Origin of the sequence: Bacillus rhizoplanae (genome assembly GCF_917563915.1) — a bacterium.
GTDB classification, from domain to species: Bacteria; Bacillota; Bacilli; order Bacillales; family Bacillaceae_G; genus Bacillus_A; species Bacillus_A rhizoplanae.
In genome coordinates this window covers 36,103-54,439 of record NZ_CAKJTI010000003.1, presented here as the reverse complement: position 1 = coordinate 54,439, position 18,337 = coordinate 36,103, and the positions used below count along the sequence as shown (strand labels likewise).

The 18,337-nt window shown below is 38.1% G+C and carries 18 protein-coding genes and 1 other annotated feature; of the genes, 3 read left to right on the top strand and 15 right to left on the bottom strand.

The window, feature by feature from the left end:
* The 11 genes from hisG to ilvE form a co-directional block, all read right to left on the bottom strand.
* The gene (gene hisG / locus LRP84_RS04130; RefSeq protein ID WP_230573917.1) at window positions 1-645 is read right to left on the bottom strand and encodes an ATP phosphoribosyltransferase; all 645 of its coding nucleotides are present in this window, start codon (window positions 643-645) and stop codon (window positions 1-3) included.
* Window positions 621-1,883, bottom strand: a complete 1,263-nt coding sequence (locus LRP84_RS04125; RefSeq protein WP_230573916.1) for an ATP phosphoribosyltransferase regulatory subunit — start codon at window positions 1,881-1,883, stop codon at window positions 621-623. Before LRP84_RS04125 ends, hisG begins: the two co-directional genes overlap by 25 nt.
* Before the next feature lie 689 nt (window positions 1,884-2,572).
* Entirely contained in the window at window positions 2,573-3,151 is a 579-nt protein-coding gene (leuD, locus tag LRP84_RS04120; protein ID WP_230573915.1) for a 3-isopropylmalate dehydratase small subunit, read from the bottom strand.
* Window positions 3,129-4,523, bottom strand: coding sequence for a 3-isopropylmalate dehydratase large subunit (gene leuC / locus LRP84_RS04115; RefSeq protein WP_230573914.1), 1,395 nt, complete (start codon window positions 4,521-4,523; stop codon window positions 3,129-3,131). Before leuC ends, leuD begins: the two co-directional genes overlap by 23 nt.
* Entirely contained in the window at window positions 4,523-5,587 is a 1,065-nt protein-coding gene (gene leuB / locus LRP84_RS04110) for a 3-isopropylmalate dehydrogenase (protein ID WP_230573913.1), read from the bottom strand. The genes leuC and leuB overlap by 1 nt, the downstream gene beginning before the upstream one ends.
* Window positions 5,588-5,601: 14 nt before the next feature.
* The gene (locus LRP84_RS04105) at window positions 5,602-7,125 is read right to left on the bottom strand and encodes a 2-isopropylmalate synthase (RefSeq protein WP_230573912.1); all 1,524 of its coding nucleotides are present in this window, start codon (window positions 7,123-7,125) and stop codon (window positions 5,602-5,604) included.
* 1 nt (window position 7,126) lies between these two features.
* Window positions 7,127-8,137 (bottom strand): ketol-acid reductoisomerase, encoded by a 1,011-nt coding sequence (ilvC, locus tag LRP84_RS04100; protein ID WP_230573911.1) that lies wholly within the window; start codon window positions 8,135-8,137, stop codon window positions 7,127-7,129.
* Between the two features lie 27 nt (window positions 8,138-8,164).
* Window positions 8,165-8,680: an acetolactate synthase small subunit gene (gene ilvN / locus LRP84_RS04095; RefSeq protein ID WP_098309517.1), complete on the bottom strand. Its 516-nt coding sequence runs from the start codon at window positions 8,678-8,680 to the stop codon at window positions 8,165-8,167.
* Window positions 8,677-10,374, bottom strand: a complete 1,698-nt coding sequence (gene ilvB / locus LRP84_RS04090) for an acetolactate synthase large subunit (RefSeq protein WP_230573910.1) — start codon at window positions 10,372-10,374, stop codon at window positions 8,677-8,679. The genes ilvN and ilvB overlap by 4 nt, the downstream gene beginning before the upstream one ends.
* Before the next feature lie 70 nt (window positions 10,375-10,444).
* Window positions 10,445-10,672: a binding site (T-box leader), on the bottom strand.
* 23 nt (window positions 10,673-10,695) lie between these two features.
* A complete protein-coding gene (ilvD, locus tag LRP84_RS04085; RefSeq protein WP_230573909.1) occupies window positions 10,696-12,363 on the bottom strand; it encodes a dihydroxy-acid dehydratase in 1,668 nt (555 codons plus the stop codon).
* A 14-nt stretch (window positions 12,364-12,377) separates the two neighbouring features.
* Window positions 12,378-13,274, bottom strand: coding sequence for a branched-chain-amino-acid transaminase (gene ilvE, locus LRP84_RS04080; protein ID WP_230573908.1), 897 nt, complete (start codon window positions 13,272-13,274; stop codon window positions 12,378-12,380).
* Between the two features lie 411 nt (window positions 13,275-13,685).
* Between ilvE and LRP84_RS04075 the strand changes: the two genes are divergently transcribed.
* Window positions 13,686-13,940, top strand: a complete 255-nt coding sequence (locus tag LRP84_RS04075; protein ID WP_230573907.1) for a DUF3911 family protein — start codon at window positions 13,686-13,688, stop codon at window positions 13,938-13,940.
* A 99-nt stretch (window positions 13,941-14,039) separates the two neighbouring features.
* Complete coding sequence (locus tag LRP84_RS04070; protein ID WP_230573906.1) at window positions 14,040-14,282, top strand: YkuS family protein; 243 nt, start codon at window positions 14,040-14,042, stop codon at window positions 14,280-14,282.
* A 622-nt stretch (window positions 14,283-14,904) separates the two neighbouring features.
* Here the strand turns inward: LRP84_RS04070 and LRP84_RS04065 are convergent.
* Together LRP84_RS04065 and ytfJ are read right to left on the bottom strand one after the other, a co-directional pair.
* Window positions 14,905-14,994 (bottom strand): hypothetical protein, encoded by a 90-nt coding sequence (locus tag LRP84_RS04065; protein ID WP_020063024.1) that lies wholly within the window; start codon window positions 14,992-14,994, stop codon window positions 14,905-14,907.
* Window positions 14,995-15,120: 126 nt separating this feature from the next.
* Window positions 15,121-15,495, bottom strand: coding sequence for a GerW family sporulation protein (gene ytfJ, locus LRP84_RS04060; RefSeq protein WP_230573905.1), 375 nt, complete (start codon window positions 15,493-15,495; stop codon window positions 15,121-15,123).
* A 298-nt stretch (window positions 15,496-15,793) separates the two neighbouring features.
* Here ytfJ and LRP84_RS04055 point away from each other — a divergent pair, with 298 nt between their 5' ends.
* The gene (locus LRP84_RS04055) at window positions 15,794-16,141 is read left to right on the top strand and encodes an imidazole glycerol phosphate synthase (protein ID WP_230573904.1); all 348 of its coding nucleotides are present in this window, start codon (window positions 15,794-15,796) and stop codon (window positions 16,139-16,141) included.
* 237 nt (window positions 16,142-16,378) lie between these two features.
* On the opposite strand, the gene LRP84_RS04050 is transcribed toward LRP84_RS04055, so the two are convergent.
* Together LRP84_RS04050 and LRP84_RS04045 are read right to left on the bottom strand one after the other, a co-directional pair.
* Window positions 16,379-17,722 carry a TrkH family potassium uptake protein gene (locus LRP84_RS04050; RefSeq protein ID WP_230573903.1) on the bottom strand — a complete coding sequence of 448 codons (1,344 nt, stop codon included), beginning with the start codon at window positions 17,720-17,722 and terminating at the stop codon, window positions 16,379-16,381.
* Window positions 17,723-18,158: 436 nt separating this feature from the next.
* Window positions 18,159-18,314: an imidazoleglycerol-phosphate dehydratase gene (locus LRP84_RS04045; RefSeq protein ID WP_230573902.1), complete on the bottom strand. Its 156-nt coding sequence runs from the start codon at window positions 18,312-18,314 to the stop codon at window positions 18,159-18,161.
* Window positions 18,315-18,337: the final 23 nt, after the last annotated feature.

Genomic DNA, 18,337 nt, shown 5'->3' with positions numbered 1-18,337 from the left:
TTACCCTCCTTTATTTTTTTCTATTAAGACACTTTCCATTTTATTTATAACATTGAATATTTCGTCTTTTTTCATTTTTAAAGATGCTTTGTTTACAATTAATCGTGCTGAAATGTCGCAAATTTCTTCAAATACTACTAATCCATTTTCTTTTAATGTTTGTCCTGTTTCTACAATATCAACGATTGCATCTGTTAGTCCTAATAAAGGGGCAATCTCTACAGAACCTTCTATTTTAATAATCTCTACATCTTCTCCCTTCTTACGGAAATATGCAGAAGTAATATTCGGATACTTTGTTGCAATCCTCTTTTTGTTATAACCGTTTGGACTATACGACGAAACGGAAGCAACGCAAAATTTACAACGCCCTACCCCTAAATCAATCATTTCATATACATCGTTTTCATATTCAAGCAAAATATCTTTGCCGACAACACCAATATCAGCTATACCATGTTCTACATATGTTACGACATCAACTGCTTTTACAAGAATGAATGAAATTTTGGAATTATTACTTTGGAATACAAGCTTCCTTCCTTTATCTTTTAGTTCTGAACAATCAATACCGATTCGTTCAAATAACGGAATTACATGTTTTTCCAATCTTCCTTTCGTTAACGCAATTTGAATGTTACGCATGAGGATTCTCCTTTTTTCTGCATGATCCATTTCCCTTTCCAAACATATTCGACTAAAGCATCTCCCGATACATCAATCACAGTTTTCACATCGCGCGCTCTTGCAAATTGAAATGTACCTTGTAAATTTTCTAGCATTGACAGTTCTACTTTTACACCATCTTTTCCCAATAAAATACACAATTTTTCTGCTTCCGAAATCATATCTAACGAATAATATATGAGGGCATCTATTTGTTTTTGGGTTGAATTTTCTTTATGTTCTTGTAACGTACGTACAATTTGATTTACTTGTATCGCTAAGCCTACTGCAGGTAGAGACTCACCAAAATTCCCAATAAGTTCATCATATCTTCCACCGCTGACAATCTCTTCTCCAACATTACATATATATCCGCGAAAGATTACACCGGTATAATAATGAAGATGTTGAATCATCCCTAAATCAATAGATATATATTGACCATAACCAAGGCGATCAATGTTTTCATATATATTTTTTAACCTCGTAATTGCTCTCTTCATTTCTTTACTCACAGCAAGCTTTTCAGCTTCTTCAATCACCTCTAATCCGCCAAATAAACGAGGTAACTTTTGTAATAATTGCACCGTTTCATCTTGCATATCTAACTGCTTTTCTTGTAGAAAACGGGACAAAGCAGCAAAATTTTTACTCTCAATATATTCTCGCAATGCATATTCATCTTCTTCTCGCAAAGACAACTTTTTCACAATGGATTTATAAAGTTCCACTTGGCCAATTTCAATTTTAAATGATTGAATGCCAGCTGATTGCAAGGCTGCAATCGCACTTACAATACACTCAATTTCAGCACGTATATTATCAATACCAATAATTTCAATTCCAGTTTGTGTAATTTCATTATATTTCCCTGTTAAAGATTCATTTGCCCTAAAAACATTCCCACTATATGTTAACTTCAAAGGCGTTTCCATTCTTTTCGTTCCAATTACACGTGCTAGCGGAATTGTCATATCCGGTCTAAGAACAAGGATGCGTCCCTCAGAATCAAAAAACTTATACATTTTCTCCTCATCAATAGGACGGTTTTGAAATGCAAACACATCATAAAATTCAATCATAGGTGTCCGGATTTCTTCGTATCCTCTCTCGATAAATGTACGTCTTAATCTTTGTTCAATCTCTTCCATTAATGTACATTCTTGAAACAAAAAATCTTTTGTTCCATTTGGATTGGCTCTTTTCCATTTTTTCATCGTTACACCTCTACTTTCTTGGCACATATATACAAAAAATCTACAAAGATAACATATTTAATATGCTTCTCTTATATGTCCATTATGAATTTCTTTAACTACTCTCATTTACAAGTCAGCTAGCGTCCAAAACACATTTGAAGCGGGAAAATTTAGATACATTATTTGTTACGAGTTCATCTTCTCCAGTACTCATACATTCATAACATAGCGCTTAGAAAACGAAAAAAAGAGCTATGTAGATAAAAATACCTACATAGCTCTTTGGAGAATGTAGGTACAATGGAAATAACCCTTGTACCTACACGTTTTTTCACGCTAGGTTCAAGGGTTTATGTATGATGATGTTGTGTAAATAAAATGACTGATTGTAAAGTTAACATTGTCATTACTCCCTTTCTCCTCTTTGTTTGAAGTTAGTATACTACCAATTAAATCGAAAGTAAATAATTTTCTTTTATTTTTTTTGAAATAATATACGATTTATTCTCATATAAATACAAGTTTAAAAACTGAAATAATATCTTTCTTTTTAGATAGAAGAGAGCATCTAGCCATGCACAGAAGCGGCCAGCCCCTCTCTCTTCCCCATACAACGCTAAAACAAAGAGAGGAAACAAGTGCAGGTCACTTTTTCTTCTGCATAGCAGCGACTTATATGCTAAAAAACCAAAATGAATATATATACATTAACGACCTATTTTCATCTCGTATTCTGTAATCGTACTCTCATACTGAAGTGTAACTCCAATATCATCTAAACCACTGAGTAACTTTTCTTTCCACATGGGTTCAATGGAGAAAGAAAAACTATCCTCAGGAGTTCTTATTACTTCATTCTCTAAATTTATTTCTATCATCGTCTGGTGCGCTATAGATGCGAGCTGCTTACGAATTTCCTTTCCCATCACAATCGGAAGAATCCCATTTTTTGTACAATTCATATAAAAAATATCGGCAAAACTTCCTGCGATAATAGCACGAAATCCATAATCCGCAAGGGCCCACGGTGCATGTTCTCTAGAAGAACCGCAACCGAAGTTTTCTCCTGTAATTAGAATTGTAGCACCTTTTCGCTCGGGAGCGTTCAATGGAAATGCATGATTTTCTTGACGATTATCTAAATAGCGCCATTCATCAAACAAAAACTCTCCAAATCCTGTTCTTTCAATCCGCTTTAAATACTGCTTCGGAATAATTTGATCTGTATCAATATTATCATGCATCAATACTGCAGTCGTACCTTTATGAATACGAAATGGCTCCATCGTAGTTCTCCTTTCTCACATCAACAAAATGACCGTAAATTGCAGCTGCTGCAGCCATAGCTGGACTAACGAGATGCGTTCTTGCTCCTTTGCCTTGTCTTCCTTCAAAATTACGATTTGAAGTAGAAGCACAATGTTCACTTTCTGGCACTTGATCTGGATTCATCCCAAGACACATCGAACACCCTGGTTCCCTCCACTCAAATCCCGCCTCTTCAAAAATAAGATGTAATCCTTTTTTCATCGCTGCATCTCTCACTTGCTTTGACCCAGGGACAACAAGAGCCCTCACTCCTTCTTTTACCTTCTTTCCTTTCACAACCGCAGCTGCAATTTCTAAATCAGATAAGCGGGAATTTGTGCAAGAACCGATAAACACGTGGCGAATTGGAATATCCGCTGTACTTTGCCCTGGTTGAAGCCCCATATAAGCATACGCTCTTTCATCATTGATATCATTTGCCTGCGGAAGAACTTCATCAACGCGCAGCCCCATCCCTGGATTTGTTCCCCACGTAATATACGGCGCTAAACTTGCAACATCAACCGTAATAACCATGTCATACACCGCATCCGCATCCGTGTATAATTCACCCCACTTTGCGATCGCCTGTTCAAACTCTTTTGGTGCATGTTGTCGTCCTTTTACATAATCAAACGTCACTTCATCCGGCGCAATAATCCCAGCCTTTGCACCGCCCTCAATCGCCATATTACAAAGCGTCATCCGCTCTTCCATCGTCATCTCTTTTACGGTTTCACCATAAAACTCTATGACATGCCCCGTACCAACGGCTACTCCATATGCAGCAAGTACATGTAAAATAATGTCCTTTGCATATACTCCTTTTGGCAATAATCCTTTCAATTCAATTCCCATCGATTTTGGTTTTCGTTGCCATAATGTTTGCGTTGCTAAAACGTGTTCTACTTCACTTGTGCCAATTCCAAATGCTAATGCACCAAATGCTCCATGTGTTGATGTATGACTATCACCGCATACAATTGTTTTTCCCGGCTGTGTAAGTCCAAGTTCTGGACCAATGACATGTACAATCCCTTGTTCCTCATCACCCATATCAGCTAACGATACTCCAAATTCCTGACAATTTTTGCGAAGTGTATCCATTTGCTGTTTCGCAATTTCATCTGTAATATGCCAAACATCCTTTGTTGGAACGTTATGGTCCATCGTCGCAAATGTTAAATTAGATCTTCTAACTGTTCGATTCGCAAGCCGCAAGCCTTCAAATGCTTGCGGCGATGTCACCTCATGAACAAGATGCAGATCAATATATAGTAAATCCAGGCCGTTTTCATTCGTTGCTACAACATGTCGTTCCCATAGTTTATCTAATAATGTTTTTCCCATTATCTCTCTCTCCCTACCAGTGCCTGTTCCTCCATCGTTTGTAATACATACTTTGTAAACGAAGTTGTCGTTTCATTCCCGCCTAAATCTGCTGTACATTTTCCAGAACGAAGAACAGTAGAAATAGCTTCTTCAATTGCTTCTCCTTCTTTTCTTAATCCAAATGATTGCCCAAGCATCATTGCAGCGGAGCGAAGCATTGCGATTGGATTCACTTTGTTTTTCCCAGCAATATCCGGCGCTGATCCATGAATTGGTTCATAAAGAGACGGACCATTCTCCGCATGACTTGCAGACGGTAACATACCTAATGAACCCGCTAATACAGATGCTTCATCACTTAAAATATCGCCAAATAAATTTTCTGTAACGATAACATCAAATCGTCTTGGATTACGAATGAGTTCCATTGCTGCAACATCTACTAATAAATGTTCTAACTCTACTTCTGGAAAGCGAACTGCTACTTCTTCTGTTACTTGTCGCCATAGTTTACTAGATTCTAAAACATTTGCTTTGTCGATAGACGTTACTTTTTTACGACGTTTTTTTGCTAATTGAAATGCATATGAAACAATTCGTTCTACCTCACGGCGATGATAAGTAAGTGTATCTGTTGCCACTTCTTCTGTCCGCTCTTTCGGAAATGAAAAATAGATACCGCCTGTTAACTCACGAACAACGACAAAATCAACTTGCTCTGCTGCCTTTAGTGGTGATAAGTGCGCCGTTGCCTCTTCAACGGAAACCGGTCGAACATTTGCAAATACCCCTAAGCCTTTTCGAAGTGTTAAAAGTCCTTGTTCAGGACGCTCTTTTGCCTGATCCCAATATGGTCCTCCAACTGCACCAAGTAATACTGCATCACTTGCTAAACACGCTGTTAATGTGCGAGGTGGAAGCGGCTGGCCAAATGCATCAATGGCCGCTCCTCCAAACAATTCATCCTGCAAATAAAAATGATGACCGTATAACCTTTCTACCATCTCTAACACTTGCTTTGCGCTAGCCATAATTTCTGGTCCAACTCCATCACCAGCTAAACAAACGATTCGTTTTTCCATCTTCAAGCACTCCTTTACGATTTTGTAAGTGATCGTAATGTTTTTAATTTCCCTGCTGCATATACGTAGGCACGAGCTGAAGCTTCCAGTACATCTTGCGCTACACCAAAACCTGAAACTTGATGTCCGTCTTCTTTCAATTCAACATGAACATGAGCTAACGCATCTTGTCCTTGTGTAATCGATTGAATACGATAGTCAGCAAGTTCACATTGTAAATGAAGAATTCTTTGAATCGCATTATAAATTGCTTCAATGCTACCGGCCCCAGTCGCGGCATCCTCCAGCACATTTCCATCAGCATCTTCTAAACAGACGGTTGCACTTTGAATGCTGCTTGATACAAAATGAACTTGCAATTGTTTAATATCGTACTGCTGTTTAGCAAACGCAGTTTCTCCCAATACAAGCGCCTGTAAATCTTCTTCTGTAATTTCTTTCTTTCGATCAGCTAACCGTTTAAAAGCATGGAACGCTAAGTCCCGCTCTTCTTCTGTAAATTCATAGCCTAACTCTTTCATTTTTTCTGTAAAGGCATGGCGGCCAGAATGTTTTCCAAGTACAAATTTATTTTGTTCTTCCCCTACAAGAGAAGGTGAAATAATTTCATAAGTAGATGCTTCTTTTAAAACCCCATCTTGATGAATACCAGATTCATGGGCAAACGCATTTGCACCAACAATTGCTTTATTTTTCGGAACAATCATTCCTGTTAAACGGCTTACAAGTGTACTTGTTGCTTTAATTTCTTTTAATTGCATGGAAGATGACGCCCCGTAATAATCGTTTCGAATATGGAGAGCAACTGCAACTTCTTCGAGAGCAGCATTACCAGCGCGTTCTCCAATTCCATTAATCGTTCCTTCTACTTGAAGTGCACCGCCTTCAATTGCTGCTAATGAGTTGGCTACTGCCATGCCAAGATCATCGTGGCAATGGCAGGAGAAAATAGCTTTCTCATAAGATAGAACATGCTCTTTTAAATATCGAAAAAGAGAATAATATTCTTCTGGATTGGTATATCCTACTGTATCGGGAATGTTAATTACATCCGCTCCAGCACGAATCGCTACCTCTGCAGCTTCCGCTAAAAAAGAAGGTGTTGTTCGCGTTGCATCTTCTGCAGAAAACTGCACCGTTGGAAATAATGACTTTCCAAGCTTTACAGAACGATGAATTGTATCTAATACTTCATCCTTTGACATACGAAGCTTATATTTCATATGAATATCGCTCGTTGCTAGAAATACATGTAACCGAGGAGATACGCCTCCTTGTAACGCTTCATATGCAGTACGAATATCACTTTCCTTTGCACGGGCTAGGCTCATAACAGAAGCATTTTGAATTGTTTCAGCAATACGTTTCACTGACCGAAAATCACCTTCAGAAGCGGACGCAAAGCCCGCCTCCATCACATTAATTCCAAGCCTCTCTAACTGCCGTGCAATTTGTAATTTTTCTTGTTCATTTAAATTTACTCCAGGCGATTGCTCCCCATCGCGAAGCGTCGTATCCATGAACAAAATTTGCTTCATATTACTTAACCTCCATTTTCACTCTCGGCTTTACAAATGGCATCATCTCACGTAATTTACGACCTACCACTTCAATTTGATGCGCATTCTCCTCTGCATTAATTGCATGGAATTTTTGTCTTCCTGCTTTATGTTCAGCGATCCATCCTCTAGCAAACGTCCCATCTTGAATATCTTTTAATACTTCTTGCATCGCTTGTTTCGTATGCTCTGTTACAACGCGCGGCCCTGATACAAAATCCCCCCACTGCGCTGTGTCCGAAACTGAGTAGCGCATATTTTCTAATCCGCCTTCATACATAAGATCGACAATAAGCTTTAGTTCATGTAAACATTCAAAATATGCAAGTTCCGGTTGATAGCCAGCTTCTACTAATGTTTCAAAACCCGCTTTCACAAGAGCAGTTGCTCCTCCGCAAAGTACTGCTTGCTCTCCAAATAAATCTGTTTCTGTTTCTTCTTTAAATGTTGTTTGGAGTACACCGGCGCGAGTTGCTCCGATTCCATCTGCATACGATAGTGCCTTTTCATAAGCCGTTCCTGTTGCATCTTGATAAACCGCAAATAATGCCGGTACCGCTGCACCTTCTACAAATGTTCGGCGCACAAGATGCCCCGGTCCTTTTGGCGCTACAAGGAATACATCTACATCTTCCGGCGGTGTAATTTGATCAAAATGAACGTTAAACCCATGAGCAAACACGAGTGCATTTCCTTCTTGCAAATTCGGTGCAATTTCTGTTTCATATACATCCGGCTGTTGTTCATCTGGAAGCAATACCATTACAACATCTGCTAGTTTTGTAGCTTCAGCAACCTTATATACAGAAAATCCATCTTCTTTTGCCTTTTCCCAAGACTTTCCTTGACGAAGACCTACAACAACATCAAAACCGTTATCACGTAAATTTTGCGCATGAGCATGACCTTGAGACCCATATCCAACAATCGCTACTTTCTTTCCTTTTAATACATTTACTGTTACATCCTTTTCATAATAAACTTTTGCCATTTTCTTTCTCCTCCTATATTTTAAAAATTAATTAATTAACATTACTTGTTGTTTGTCTTGCTTTTTCATACTTCTTGTAAAGGCTGTTACTCCCGTTCTTGCAATTTCTTTTAAACCATATGGACGCAATAATTCAATAAGCGCTTCTACTTTTTCTTGTGCCCCTGTTACTTGAACGACGATGGAATCCTTTCCAACATCTATAACAGCTGCGCGAAACGGTTCAATTAAACTATATAATTCAGATCTAGAAGCAATTGTCGTAGACACTTTAATAAGTGCAAGTTCTCTTGCAATCATTGCTTCTTCTGTAATATCAGATACTTTTAATACATCAATTTGTTTATGAAGTTGCTTAATAAGCTGCTCTACTTGCTGGACATCTTCAACGTGAACAACAAATGTCATTCTTGAAATATGTGATGATTCTGTATGACCCACTGAAATACTTTCAATATTAAAATGTCTTCTCGTCATTACACCTGTAATACGGTTTAAAACCCCACTTTGATTTCGAACCGTTGCTGTAACAATCCGTTTCACTCTTCCACCCCCTCCATTTGGTGAACACCTTTTCCCGGAGCAACCATAGGCATAACTTTTTCAGATTGTAAAACACGGCAATCAATAAGCACAGGTTCTTGCAAACTCATCGCTTCTCGTAATTGTTCTTTTGCCGTTAGCGGATTTTCAATACGAATCCCTTTAATTCCATAAGCATGAGCTAGCATGGAGAAATCTGGTTGACAAGAAAGCACAGAATGAGAATAACGCTGATTATAAAACTCATCTTGCCATTGCCTTACCATACCAAGTGCTTCATTATTTAAAATCAGCACTTTAACAGGAAGATGATGTTCCTTTAAAACACTTAATTCTTGCAATGTCATTTGAAAACCGGCATCACCTACGATCGCTACAACAAGTTCATTGGGCTCGGCAATTTGCGCTCCAATCGCAGCTGGCAGACCAAACCCCATCGTTCCCAATCCTCCTGATGTAACCCATTTATCGGGCTGTTTCAATGCATAGTATTGTGCAGTCCACATTTGATGCTGTCCAACATCTGTCGTTATAATTGCATTTCCATTTGTAACTTCATGAAGCATTTGAATTACAGCCTGCGGTTTTAACATTTGTGAATCGTCTTTATAGCAAAATGGGTAACGATTCTTTCTTCTTCGTAAAAGCTGTAGCCATTCTTTATGATTTTGTTTCTCTCCTTCGCACTCTAACAACGCTTCTAGAGCATGTTTAGCACTGGCCACAATTGGAATTTCCGTCACAACGTTTTTTCCAATTTCTGCAGGATCAATATCAATATGCGCTACCGTTGCTCCCTTTGCAAAGTAAGCTAAATTTCCAGTTAGACGATCATCAAAACGGGCCCCTATATTTATTAACAAATCACATTCATACAAAGCCATATTTGCTGCGTAAGAACCATGCATACCACCCATTCCTAAAAACAATGTATCATCCGATGGAAATCCTCCAAGACCAAGTAATGTATGAACGACCGGAAGATGATACATGCGAGCAAATGTGGTTAATTCACTTGCTGCTTTCGCATGCAATACGCCAGCACCCGCTAAAATAAGTGGCTTCTTTGCTACTTCAATTGCTTGTAGCAGTTTGTTAATTTGTAGTTGATTCGGATGATAATTCGGCTGGTATCCAGGTAAATCCATCTCTACATTGCTACATCGCTCTCCCATTTCTACAACCATATCTTTCGGAAGATCAATGACGACCGGACCTGGTCTACCTGTTGCTGCAATATGGAATGCTTCTTTTATAATTCTTGGTAAATCCGAAACATTTCGTACTTGATAGTTGTGCTTTGTGACAGGCATTGTAAGTCCGATGATATCCGCTTCTTGAAAGGCATCACTTCCTATAAGCGTTGTTGAAACTTGCCCAGTAAATACGACAAGCGGTAAGGAATCCATCATCGCATCCGCTAAACCAGTAATCACATTTGTCGCCCCCGGCCCACTTGTAGCAATAACAACACCTGGCTTTCCAGTAATTCTTGCATATCCCTCTGCTGCATGAATTGCTCCTTGTTCATGCCTTGTTAAGATATGAGGAATTTCACAATCGTAAAGCGCATCATATAGCGGCAAAACAGCTCCTCCTGGATAGCCAAAAATGACTTCTACCTTTTCCTTTCTAAGCGCATTTAACAATAACTGTGCACCGGTTGCCATTTTCTCTTCCGTTTTTGAAGACATCGTTTCTACAAACCTCCTTTATGAAATACGCGTATAAAAAAAGTCTTTCGCCCACACTCCAGCTATGTGCTGAAGGGACGAAAGACTTCGTGGTACCACCCTTCTTTGCAAGAAATATCCTTGCCTCAGTGACTCTAATAGAGTCAAGCTAATAACGGAGCTACCGTCCAAACCTAAGCAAGTGCTTCAGCTTGGCACTCAAGGGCGATGTTCGTCAACGTGAACCATCGGTTTCCACCAACCACCGACTCTCTGTGAGGCTTCACAATCAACTACTCCTCCCTATCAACGCTTTATCCTCCCGCGAACGGAAGTTTTACTTTATACTTTCATAATTCCTCCTGTATTTGCCGAAGTAACAAGCTTTGCATATCGTGCTAAATATCCAGTTTTTACTTTCGGCTCTGGAGAAATAAATTGTTTTTTCCGTTGCTCTAATGCTTCTTTAGAAATTTCCCAATGAATAATGCCATCTTTTAAATTAATAATGATTGGATCACCGTCTGCCACATATGCAATCGGTCCTCCTTCAGCCGCTTCTGGTGATACATGACCAATCGCAATCCCCCTTGTTGCTCCGGAGAAGCGTCCATCGGTAATCAATGCAACCTTTGTTCCCAGTCCTCTTCCAACAATCGCTGATGTTGGAGCTAACATTTCCGGCATGCCAGGTCCTCCTTTTGGACCTTCATATCGAATGACAACAACATGCCCTTCTTTCACAACACCACTATGAATCGCAGCAACCGCTTCATCATGAGAATCAAAACAAATCGCTTCACCAACAAGTGATGTAACAGATTCATCGATAGCTCCAACTTTTAGGACAGAACCATCTGGTGCTAAATTTCCAAAGAGAATGGAAAGACCACCTGTTTTACGATATGGTCGTTCTTTCGGACGAATTACTTTTTCATCTAAGATTTTTCCTTCTTCTACTGTTTCATAAATGCTTTTCCCCGAAATTGTAATGCGCTCTGGATGAATTGCCCCTGGGATTTGTGAAAGCTCTTTAATAATAGCTGCCACTCCACCCGCTTCATGCACATCATGCATGGAATAATGAGAAGCTGGGCTAATTTTCGCTAAGTATGGAACACGCTTTGCAATATCATTAATACGCTGCAAATCATATTCAATACCAGCTTCATTCGCGATGGCTAACATATGTAAAACTGTATTTGTCGATCCCCCCATCGCCATATCTAATGCAAAAGCATCATCAATTGCTTCTTTCGTAATAATGTCGCGCGGCTTTATATCATGCTCAATTAAATCCATTAAATGAAAAGCAGCTTGACGAATTAAGTTATGTCGTTCTTCACTTGTTGCAACAATCGTTCCATTGCCAGGAAGTGCAACACCAAGCATTTCCATGATGGTATTCATAGAATTTGCTGTAAACATCCCTGAGCAAGAGCCACACGTTGGGCATGCTGATTTTTCCATATCAATCAGCTGCTCTAAAGTTAATTTCCCTGATTTATGAGCGCCCACTCCTTCAAATACAGATGCTAATGAAAGCGGAGTGCCATCTTTTGATTTCCCCGCTTCCATTGGTCCTCCAGATACAAAAACAGAAGGAACATTCGTCCGAACAGATGCCATTAGCATTCCCGGTGTAATTTTGTCACAATTCGGCATAAACATAACTCCATCAAACCAATGAGCTTGAATTACTGTTTCTGCTGCATCTGCAATGATTTCCCGACTTGGGAGTGAATATCGCATCCCGATATGTCCCATTGCAATTCCATCATCAACACCAATCGTATTAAATTCAAAAGGAACACCTCCTGCTTCACGAATGGCAGCTTTCGCTACATCAGCAAGATCTCTTAAATGAATATGCCCTGGAACAATATCGATATATGAATTACAAATTGCAATAAATGGTTTATGAAAATCTTCTTCTTTAACGCCTGCTGCATGAAGCAAACTTCGATGCGGCGCTCGGTCAATACCTTGTTTAATCATATTGCTTCGCATCGGTTACTCTCCTATCAACTTACTTTATTTTCTTCATAAATTTTTTCGCCATCTTCTACAACAAGCTTACGAAATTCTTCTAACAAACGATTTGTATGCGCTCCTGGTTTTCCAGCTCCAATTTCTCTGCCATCAACCATTGTTACCGCAATAACTTCAGCTGCTGTACCTGTTAAAAATACCTCATCTGCTACATATACATCATGACGTGTAAATAGTTCTTCCCTTACGTCATAACCAAGCTTCTTACCAATTTCCATAATCGCATTTCGCGTAATTCCTTCTAGTGCTCCAGCAGAACTTGGCGGTGTAATTAACTTATTACCTTTTACAATAAATACGTTATCACCAGAACCTTCTGCAACATATCCTTGCTCATTTAACATTAACGCTTCCGCCACACCGGCAAGTTTCGCTTCAATTCTCACTAAAATATTATTTAAGTAATTTAGTGATTTCACTTGTGGTGTTAATACATCTGGACGATTCCGTCTTGTTGCAACTGTTACAACCGGAATTCCTTTCTCGTAATATTCTGACGGAAATAATGCTAATTGTTCAGCGATTACAACAACATTTGGCTTTAAACACGAATCAGGATCTAAACCAAGATTTCCAGCTCCGCGTGATACAACTAAACGAATATATCCATTCGATAATTGATTACGTCGAATCGTTTCAACAACAATATTGGTCACTTCTTCCAACGTATATGGAATTTCTAGTAAAATGGATTTTGCTGATTCATACAAACGAATGAGGTGCTCTTTCAATCGAAAAACATTCCCACTATAGACACGAATGCCTTCAAATACCCCATCACCATATAAATATCCATGATCATAGACAGAAACTTTTGCTTCATCTTTTGGAACAAATTCTCCATTTAAGAAAATCCATTGCTCGTTCACTTGAAAGCGCCCCCTATATCTTTGAATTTTTTTTATTGGTTCCTAGTTTACGCCCCCTTTTCAAATAAATCAAAGAAATTTTTTGAAAATTTTAAATTTTAAAATTTATGAACAACCCTCTTTATATTGATATATCAACATTGTTAACGTTTACAAAATGTCAAAAAATTTTTTTCGACATTTTTCTTACAAAAAAATATTTGTTTAGGAGAAGGAATTTTGTCAAAAGATGCGAATCTATTGTATTCAATAAACGGACGTTTTATCACATGTTTTCCGAAAAAAAGAGTAGTAATAAAGCGAGGTGAAAAAATAAAAAATAAAATTTGAGGATAACACTCATATTTTTTTCTTATTACTCATAATCCTATTTTCAAAAATCATTTTGACGAATTTAAGGGGGCTAATAATATGGCATGTTTACAAATTAAAGGAACAAGACAAGAAGTAATGGAAATGCTTCAGTTATTTGATTTAATGAATACAAAAGGACTGTGTAAATTAGAAGATTATGTAGAATTACTTCCATATGCAGAGCAAAATAGAACAACGCAAAATCCTATGTACATTGCCTCAGTTGATGTACAATCAAATGATTATACGATGCAAGATGTACAAAACGATCGTTTTGTAAGCGACATGTTGACTGGGGTTTATAACGACTAACTCTTTCCTACTCCTGCCAAACATGTGAAACCTCTTTGTTAATTAGTGAATATTCTTCCGAAAAAGGAACATATTACTAGATGGCAGGAGGTGAATGATATGGCGAAAATTGGAGTAGAAAATTCTTTAACGAACGTAAAACAAGCACTAGAACAAAAAGGGCATGAAGTAGTCTCATTGCAATCTGAAAGTGACGTTCAAGGATGCAACTGCTGCGTTGTGACCGGGCTGGATTCTAATGTAGCGGGGATTAGCAACGCTGCGATAAAGGGATCTGTTATTGAAGCAAGCGGATTAACAACTGAAGAAATTTGTCAACAAGTTGAAAGTAGAATTCAATAAAGTGAAATTTTAATCAGCGGGGGTCTTCCTCATCCCTGCTGATTAAAAGCCCCACTAATCGGGCTCTTACGGGCTGTTTCATATTACAAGACTCCCTTAACATACTGTCCGTTTCGTTTAAGATAAAGTGAAACTTCCATCAGCGGGAGTTTTTTCATTCCCCACTGATGGTTAGTTGAACCAATCGGGCGCATGCCAGCAGTTATCCCCCACCTATCCTCTGCATCTTGAGGTGGGGATCTTACTGCCCAAAAATAGCGGGATAAAATAAAAAGAAGGCTACCTTTCACAAAAAGGCGCCTTCTTTTTTTATATTTAACTAACGGGAAAGTAACATATACTGGATGAAAGCCCTGCCTCTCTTTCATCATTGCGGTTCCAACGACCGCTCCTTATACACTAGTACGTGTGTACAGCTTACAAATACAATTCATCATATACACGATCACTAAAGTTGTTGGCATCATCGCCCGATCTTTAGCAAATTAGTGACTTGTATAAGTAAGGAATAACCAATATATACTAGCTGTAACCGAGACACGAAAATTAATTTTACTTCTTTCCGATAAAAATGTCAACACTTTTATCAAAATAAAAACAGACTGCCAAGTAAGCCTGTTTGTTAAAATTGTGCTTTTTCTTTTAATACGTACACAACAAATCCGCTCACTAACATACATAAACCGACAACAAAATTCTTGATGTTAATCATTTATACCTCTCCCTTGTTCCTTCTTAAATCATAATTCTCTATATAGTCATTTACTTTATATTCGTATAATTTTTAAACACACTTCATCTACTATATCATAATTTTCTTAAAATGCAAGGCATTGCGCTAACTCTTATTTACTAACCGCTGCACTGCATTAGGTACTGTTTCCAATGCTTTTTCTACAAGATGTGTACCGCTATGTAAGTGCATAACCTGAATTCCTTTTGCCCCAACTACTAAAAATGCAACAGGATTAATCGACACCCCTGCACCACTTCCACCACCAAACGGATGTAAACTCCGCCCTTCTTGTGGTTGTCCATTTCCTTTGAAATCACTTCCACCTGCACCAAAACCAAAAGCAACTTTTGAAACGGTTAAAATAACATTCCCATCAGCTGTTGATACTGGCTTTCCAACAATCGTATTCACATCCACCATTTCTTTTAAGTTTGCCATTGTTGTTTTCATTAAGTTTTCAATTGGATGTTGTGTCATACAAACCACCTCTTTTTCCTATCAATTCCTTTTTATCGTTTCCAAAAATGCGGAAGTCATACCAACTTTTGTAATTTAACCATCTCATGAAGTGAAACTTTCATCAGCGGGAGTTTTCTTCATCCCCACTGATGGAAAGCTCTTGCCAATCGGGCTCTTACGAACAGTTATCTTCCATTTTTCTTCTTTATTTTCTCAAAATCTTGACGTGAGGATCTTATTGCACGCGAAGAGGAGGATAAAAAAACAAAAGCAGTTCATACTAAACATGAAGCTCTTTATGAAAGGAGATATCAAATTGACTGATAAACATGAAGAACGTTATAGAGAAAGCGAAGACCATTTTGAAGAAGAATACGCAGCTGAAATTGCACCCAATGGTGTGCCTTACGATGGAAGAGAAGAAGTAACAACAAAAGCAGGAGGAGCAACAGCAGGATTTATCGCTCTTGCCCTTGCAGTCTTAGCTTTATTCGTTTTCCCAGTACTCTTTGGACTTCTTGCTGTCCTAATTGGCATATATGCCTATAACCGCGGTGCCACTGTTACAGGTGGAATTGCAGCAGTAATGGGCGGCGTAACCGCGATTGTTGCACTAATATTTCGAGCAGCTATTGTCAGCTTGCTGTACTCTCTTTTTACGTAATAAAGTGAAACTTCCATCAGTAGGGGAAGGTTTATCTCCTACTGATGGTTAGTTGAACCAATCGGGCTTTTATGGGCAGTTGTTCCCACCTCTCTGCTTTGCTTTTCTTTGAATATTGAGGTGGGATCTTACTGCCCGTTAATGCGGGATAAAGTGAAACTTCCATCAATTAGGATCTTCCAGACAATTTTTCATCACGGAACATAATAAAAGGTATCTCGCTTTTCGCGAGATACCTTATCCTGTAAACACATCCTCAGATGGATAGCGAATTTTTTGTTTTGCTGGCCGTGCAAGTGAAAACACAAGTGTTAATGGTCCAATTAATCCACAAAACATAACAAACATAATAACATATTTCCCAAAAACTGATAAATCAGCCGTAATTCCCATTGATAATCCAACTGTTCCAAAGGCTGAAATCGTTTCAAACAACAGTTCAATAAAACTAAAGTTTTCAGTAAGCATAAGTACAAATACTGCTACAAAAATTAAAAATTGACTTGCAATTACAATCGACAAAGCTCTCATCACTGTTGACATTTTAATTGTACGATGAAATAAAACAACATCTTCTTTTTTCTTAAAAAATGAAATAACAGATGTAATTAAAATAACAAAAGTCGTAAGCTTAATACCGCCTCCAGTTGAAACACTTCCGGCTCCAATAAACATAAGCACCATCGTAAAGAACAACGTTGATTCATTCATACTTCCGTAATCAATTGTATTAAACCCAGCTGTACGTGGTGTAATTCCTTGGAAGAATGATGCCCACAATTTTTCACTTAACGATAAAGAACCCAACGTTTCAACATTACTATACTCTAATATAAAGATGACAATCATTGAAAAAACACTCAACGCAATTGTACCAACAATCATGATTTTTGAATGCAGTGCTAATTTTCGAAAACTTCGACTGTACCATATATCAATTAGAACTGTAAAACCTAAACCACCTATTACAATTAAAGAACAAATACCAATATTAACGATAGGATCTCCAACATATCTTGTTAAATTATCTGGCCATAAGGCAAATCCTGCATTATTATAAGCAGCCACGACGTGAAACAAGCTGTAATATAGCCCTTTTCCCAATCCGAATTCAGGAACAAAGCGAATGGATAAAAATAAAACTCCCACTAATTCAATACAAATCGAGAAGAAGAACACTCGTTTTACTAATTTTACAAGTCCGCCAATATTCGTTTGATTTAATGCTTCCCCAATAAGAAGTCGATGACGTAATCCTATTTTTTTTCCGAGCACCCAAACTATTAAAATAGCAATTGTCATTAACCCTAAACCGCCTGTTTGTATAAGAAGCATGATGACAACTTGTCCAAATATTGTAAATGTACTATTTACATCTACTACACCTAAGCCTGTTACAGTCGCAGCTGAGGTTGCTGTGAAAAAAGCATCAACCCAACTAATAGACGTTTTCGTCGCAATCGGTAATTTCAATAATATGCCGCCAACAATAATTAAAGCAAAAAATCCAATCGCTAAAATTTGTGGTGGACTTAATCGTATAAAACGATCATTCAAGTCACGTTTTTCTATCATTTCCATAATACTAACTCCCTTAATCCGGCCTTCATACTCCATACATAGTTGAGCATAATCTTTTTTTATATGAATTTCAACTTTTATTTTCATATAAAAAAATAGAAAATTCCTTATTCCTTCACGCCAAATTCACATTGAATTCACATCAGTATTTTATAGTATAACTATCGAAGCTGTTCCTCCCTAATAATGAGACATCCCCTAATGTCTCGAACAGCTTTCTATCCCTAGCTTAAATTGACAGAAATTGTCCCCCCCCTTCCTAAGCCATCTTGCAATGACAAGATGGCTTTTTTTTATCCCGCTACGTGTAGGTCATAAAACTTCCGTCGCAAAATTCTTAAAAAAGAAAGCAGATAAGTGAGAAATACCTGCTACCATACACCCGATTGGTAAAAATTTTTACTTTATTTAATAATAAAGAAGAAGTGAATATGCTTCACTCCTTCCTTGATTTACTCCCTTTTTTCGAGCGATACTCTTTTCCTTTATTATCATCACCGATAACAAACTCTGTGCCGAACTCCTGTTGATATTGTCCTACTTTGGGTGCTCCTTGATTCCCGCTTCCTTTACTACCATTACGACTTGACATACTTCTTTCTTCCCTTCTTTATA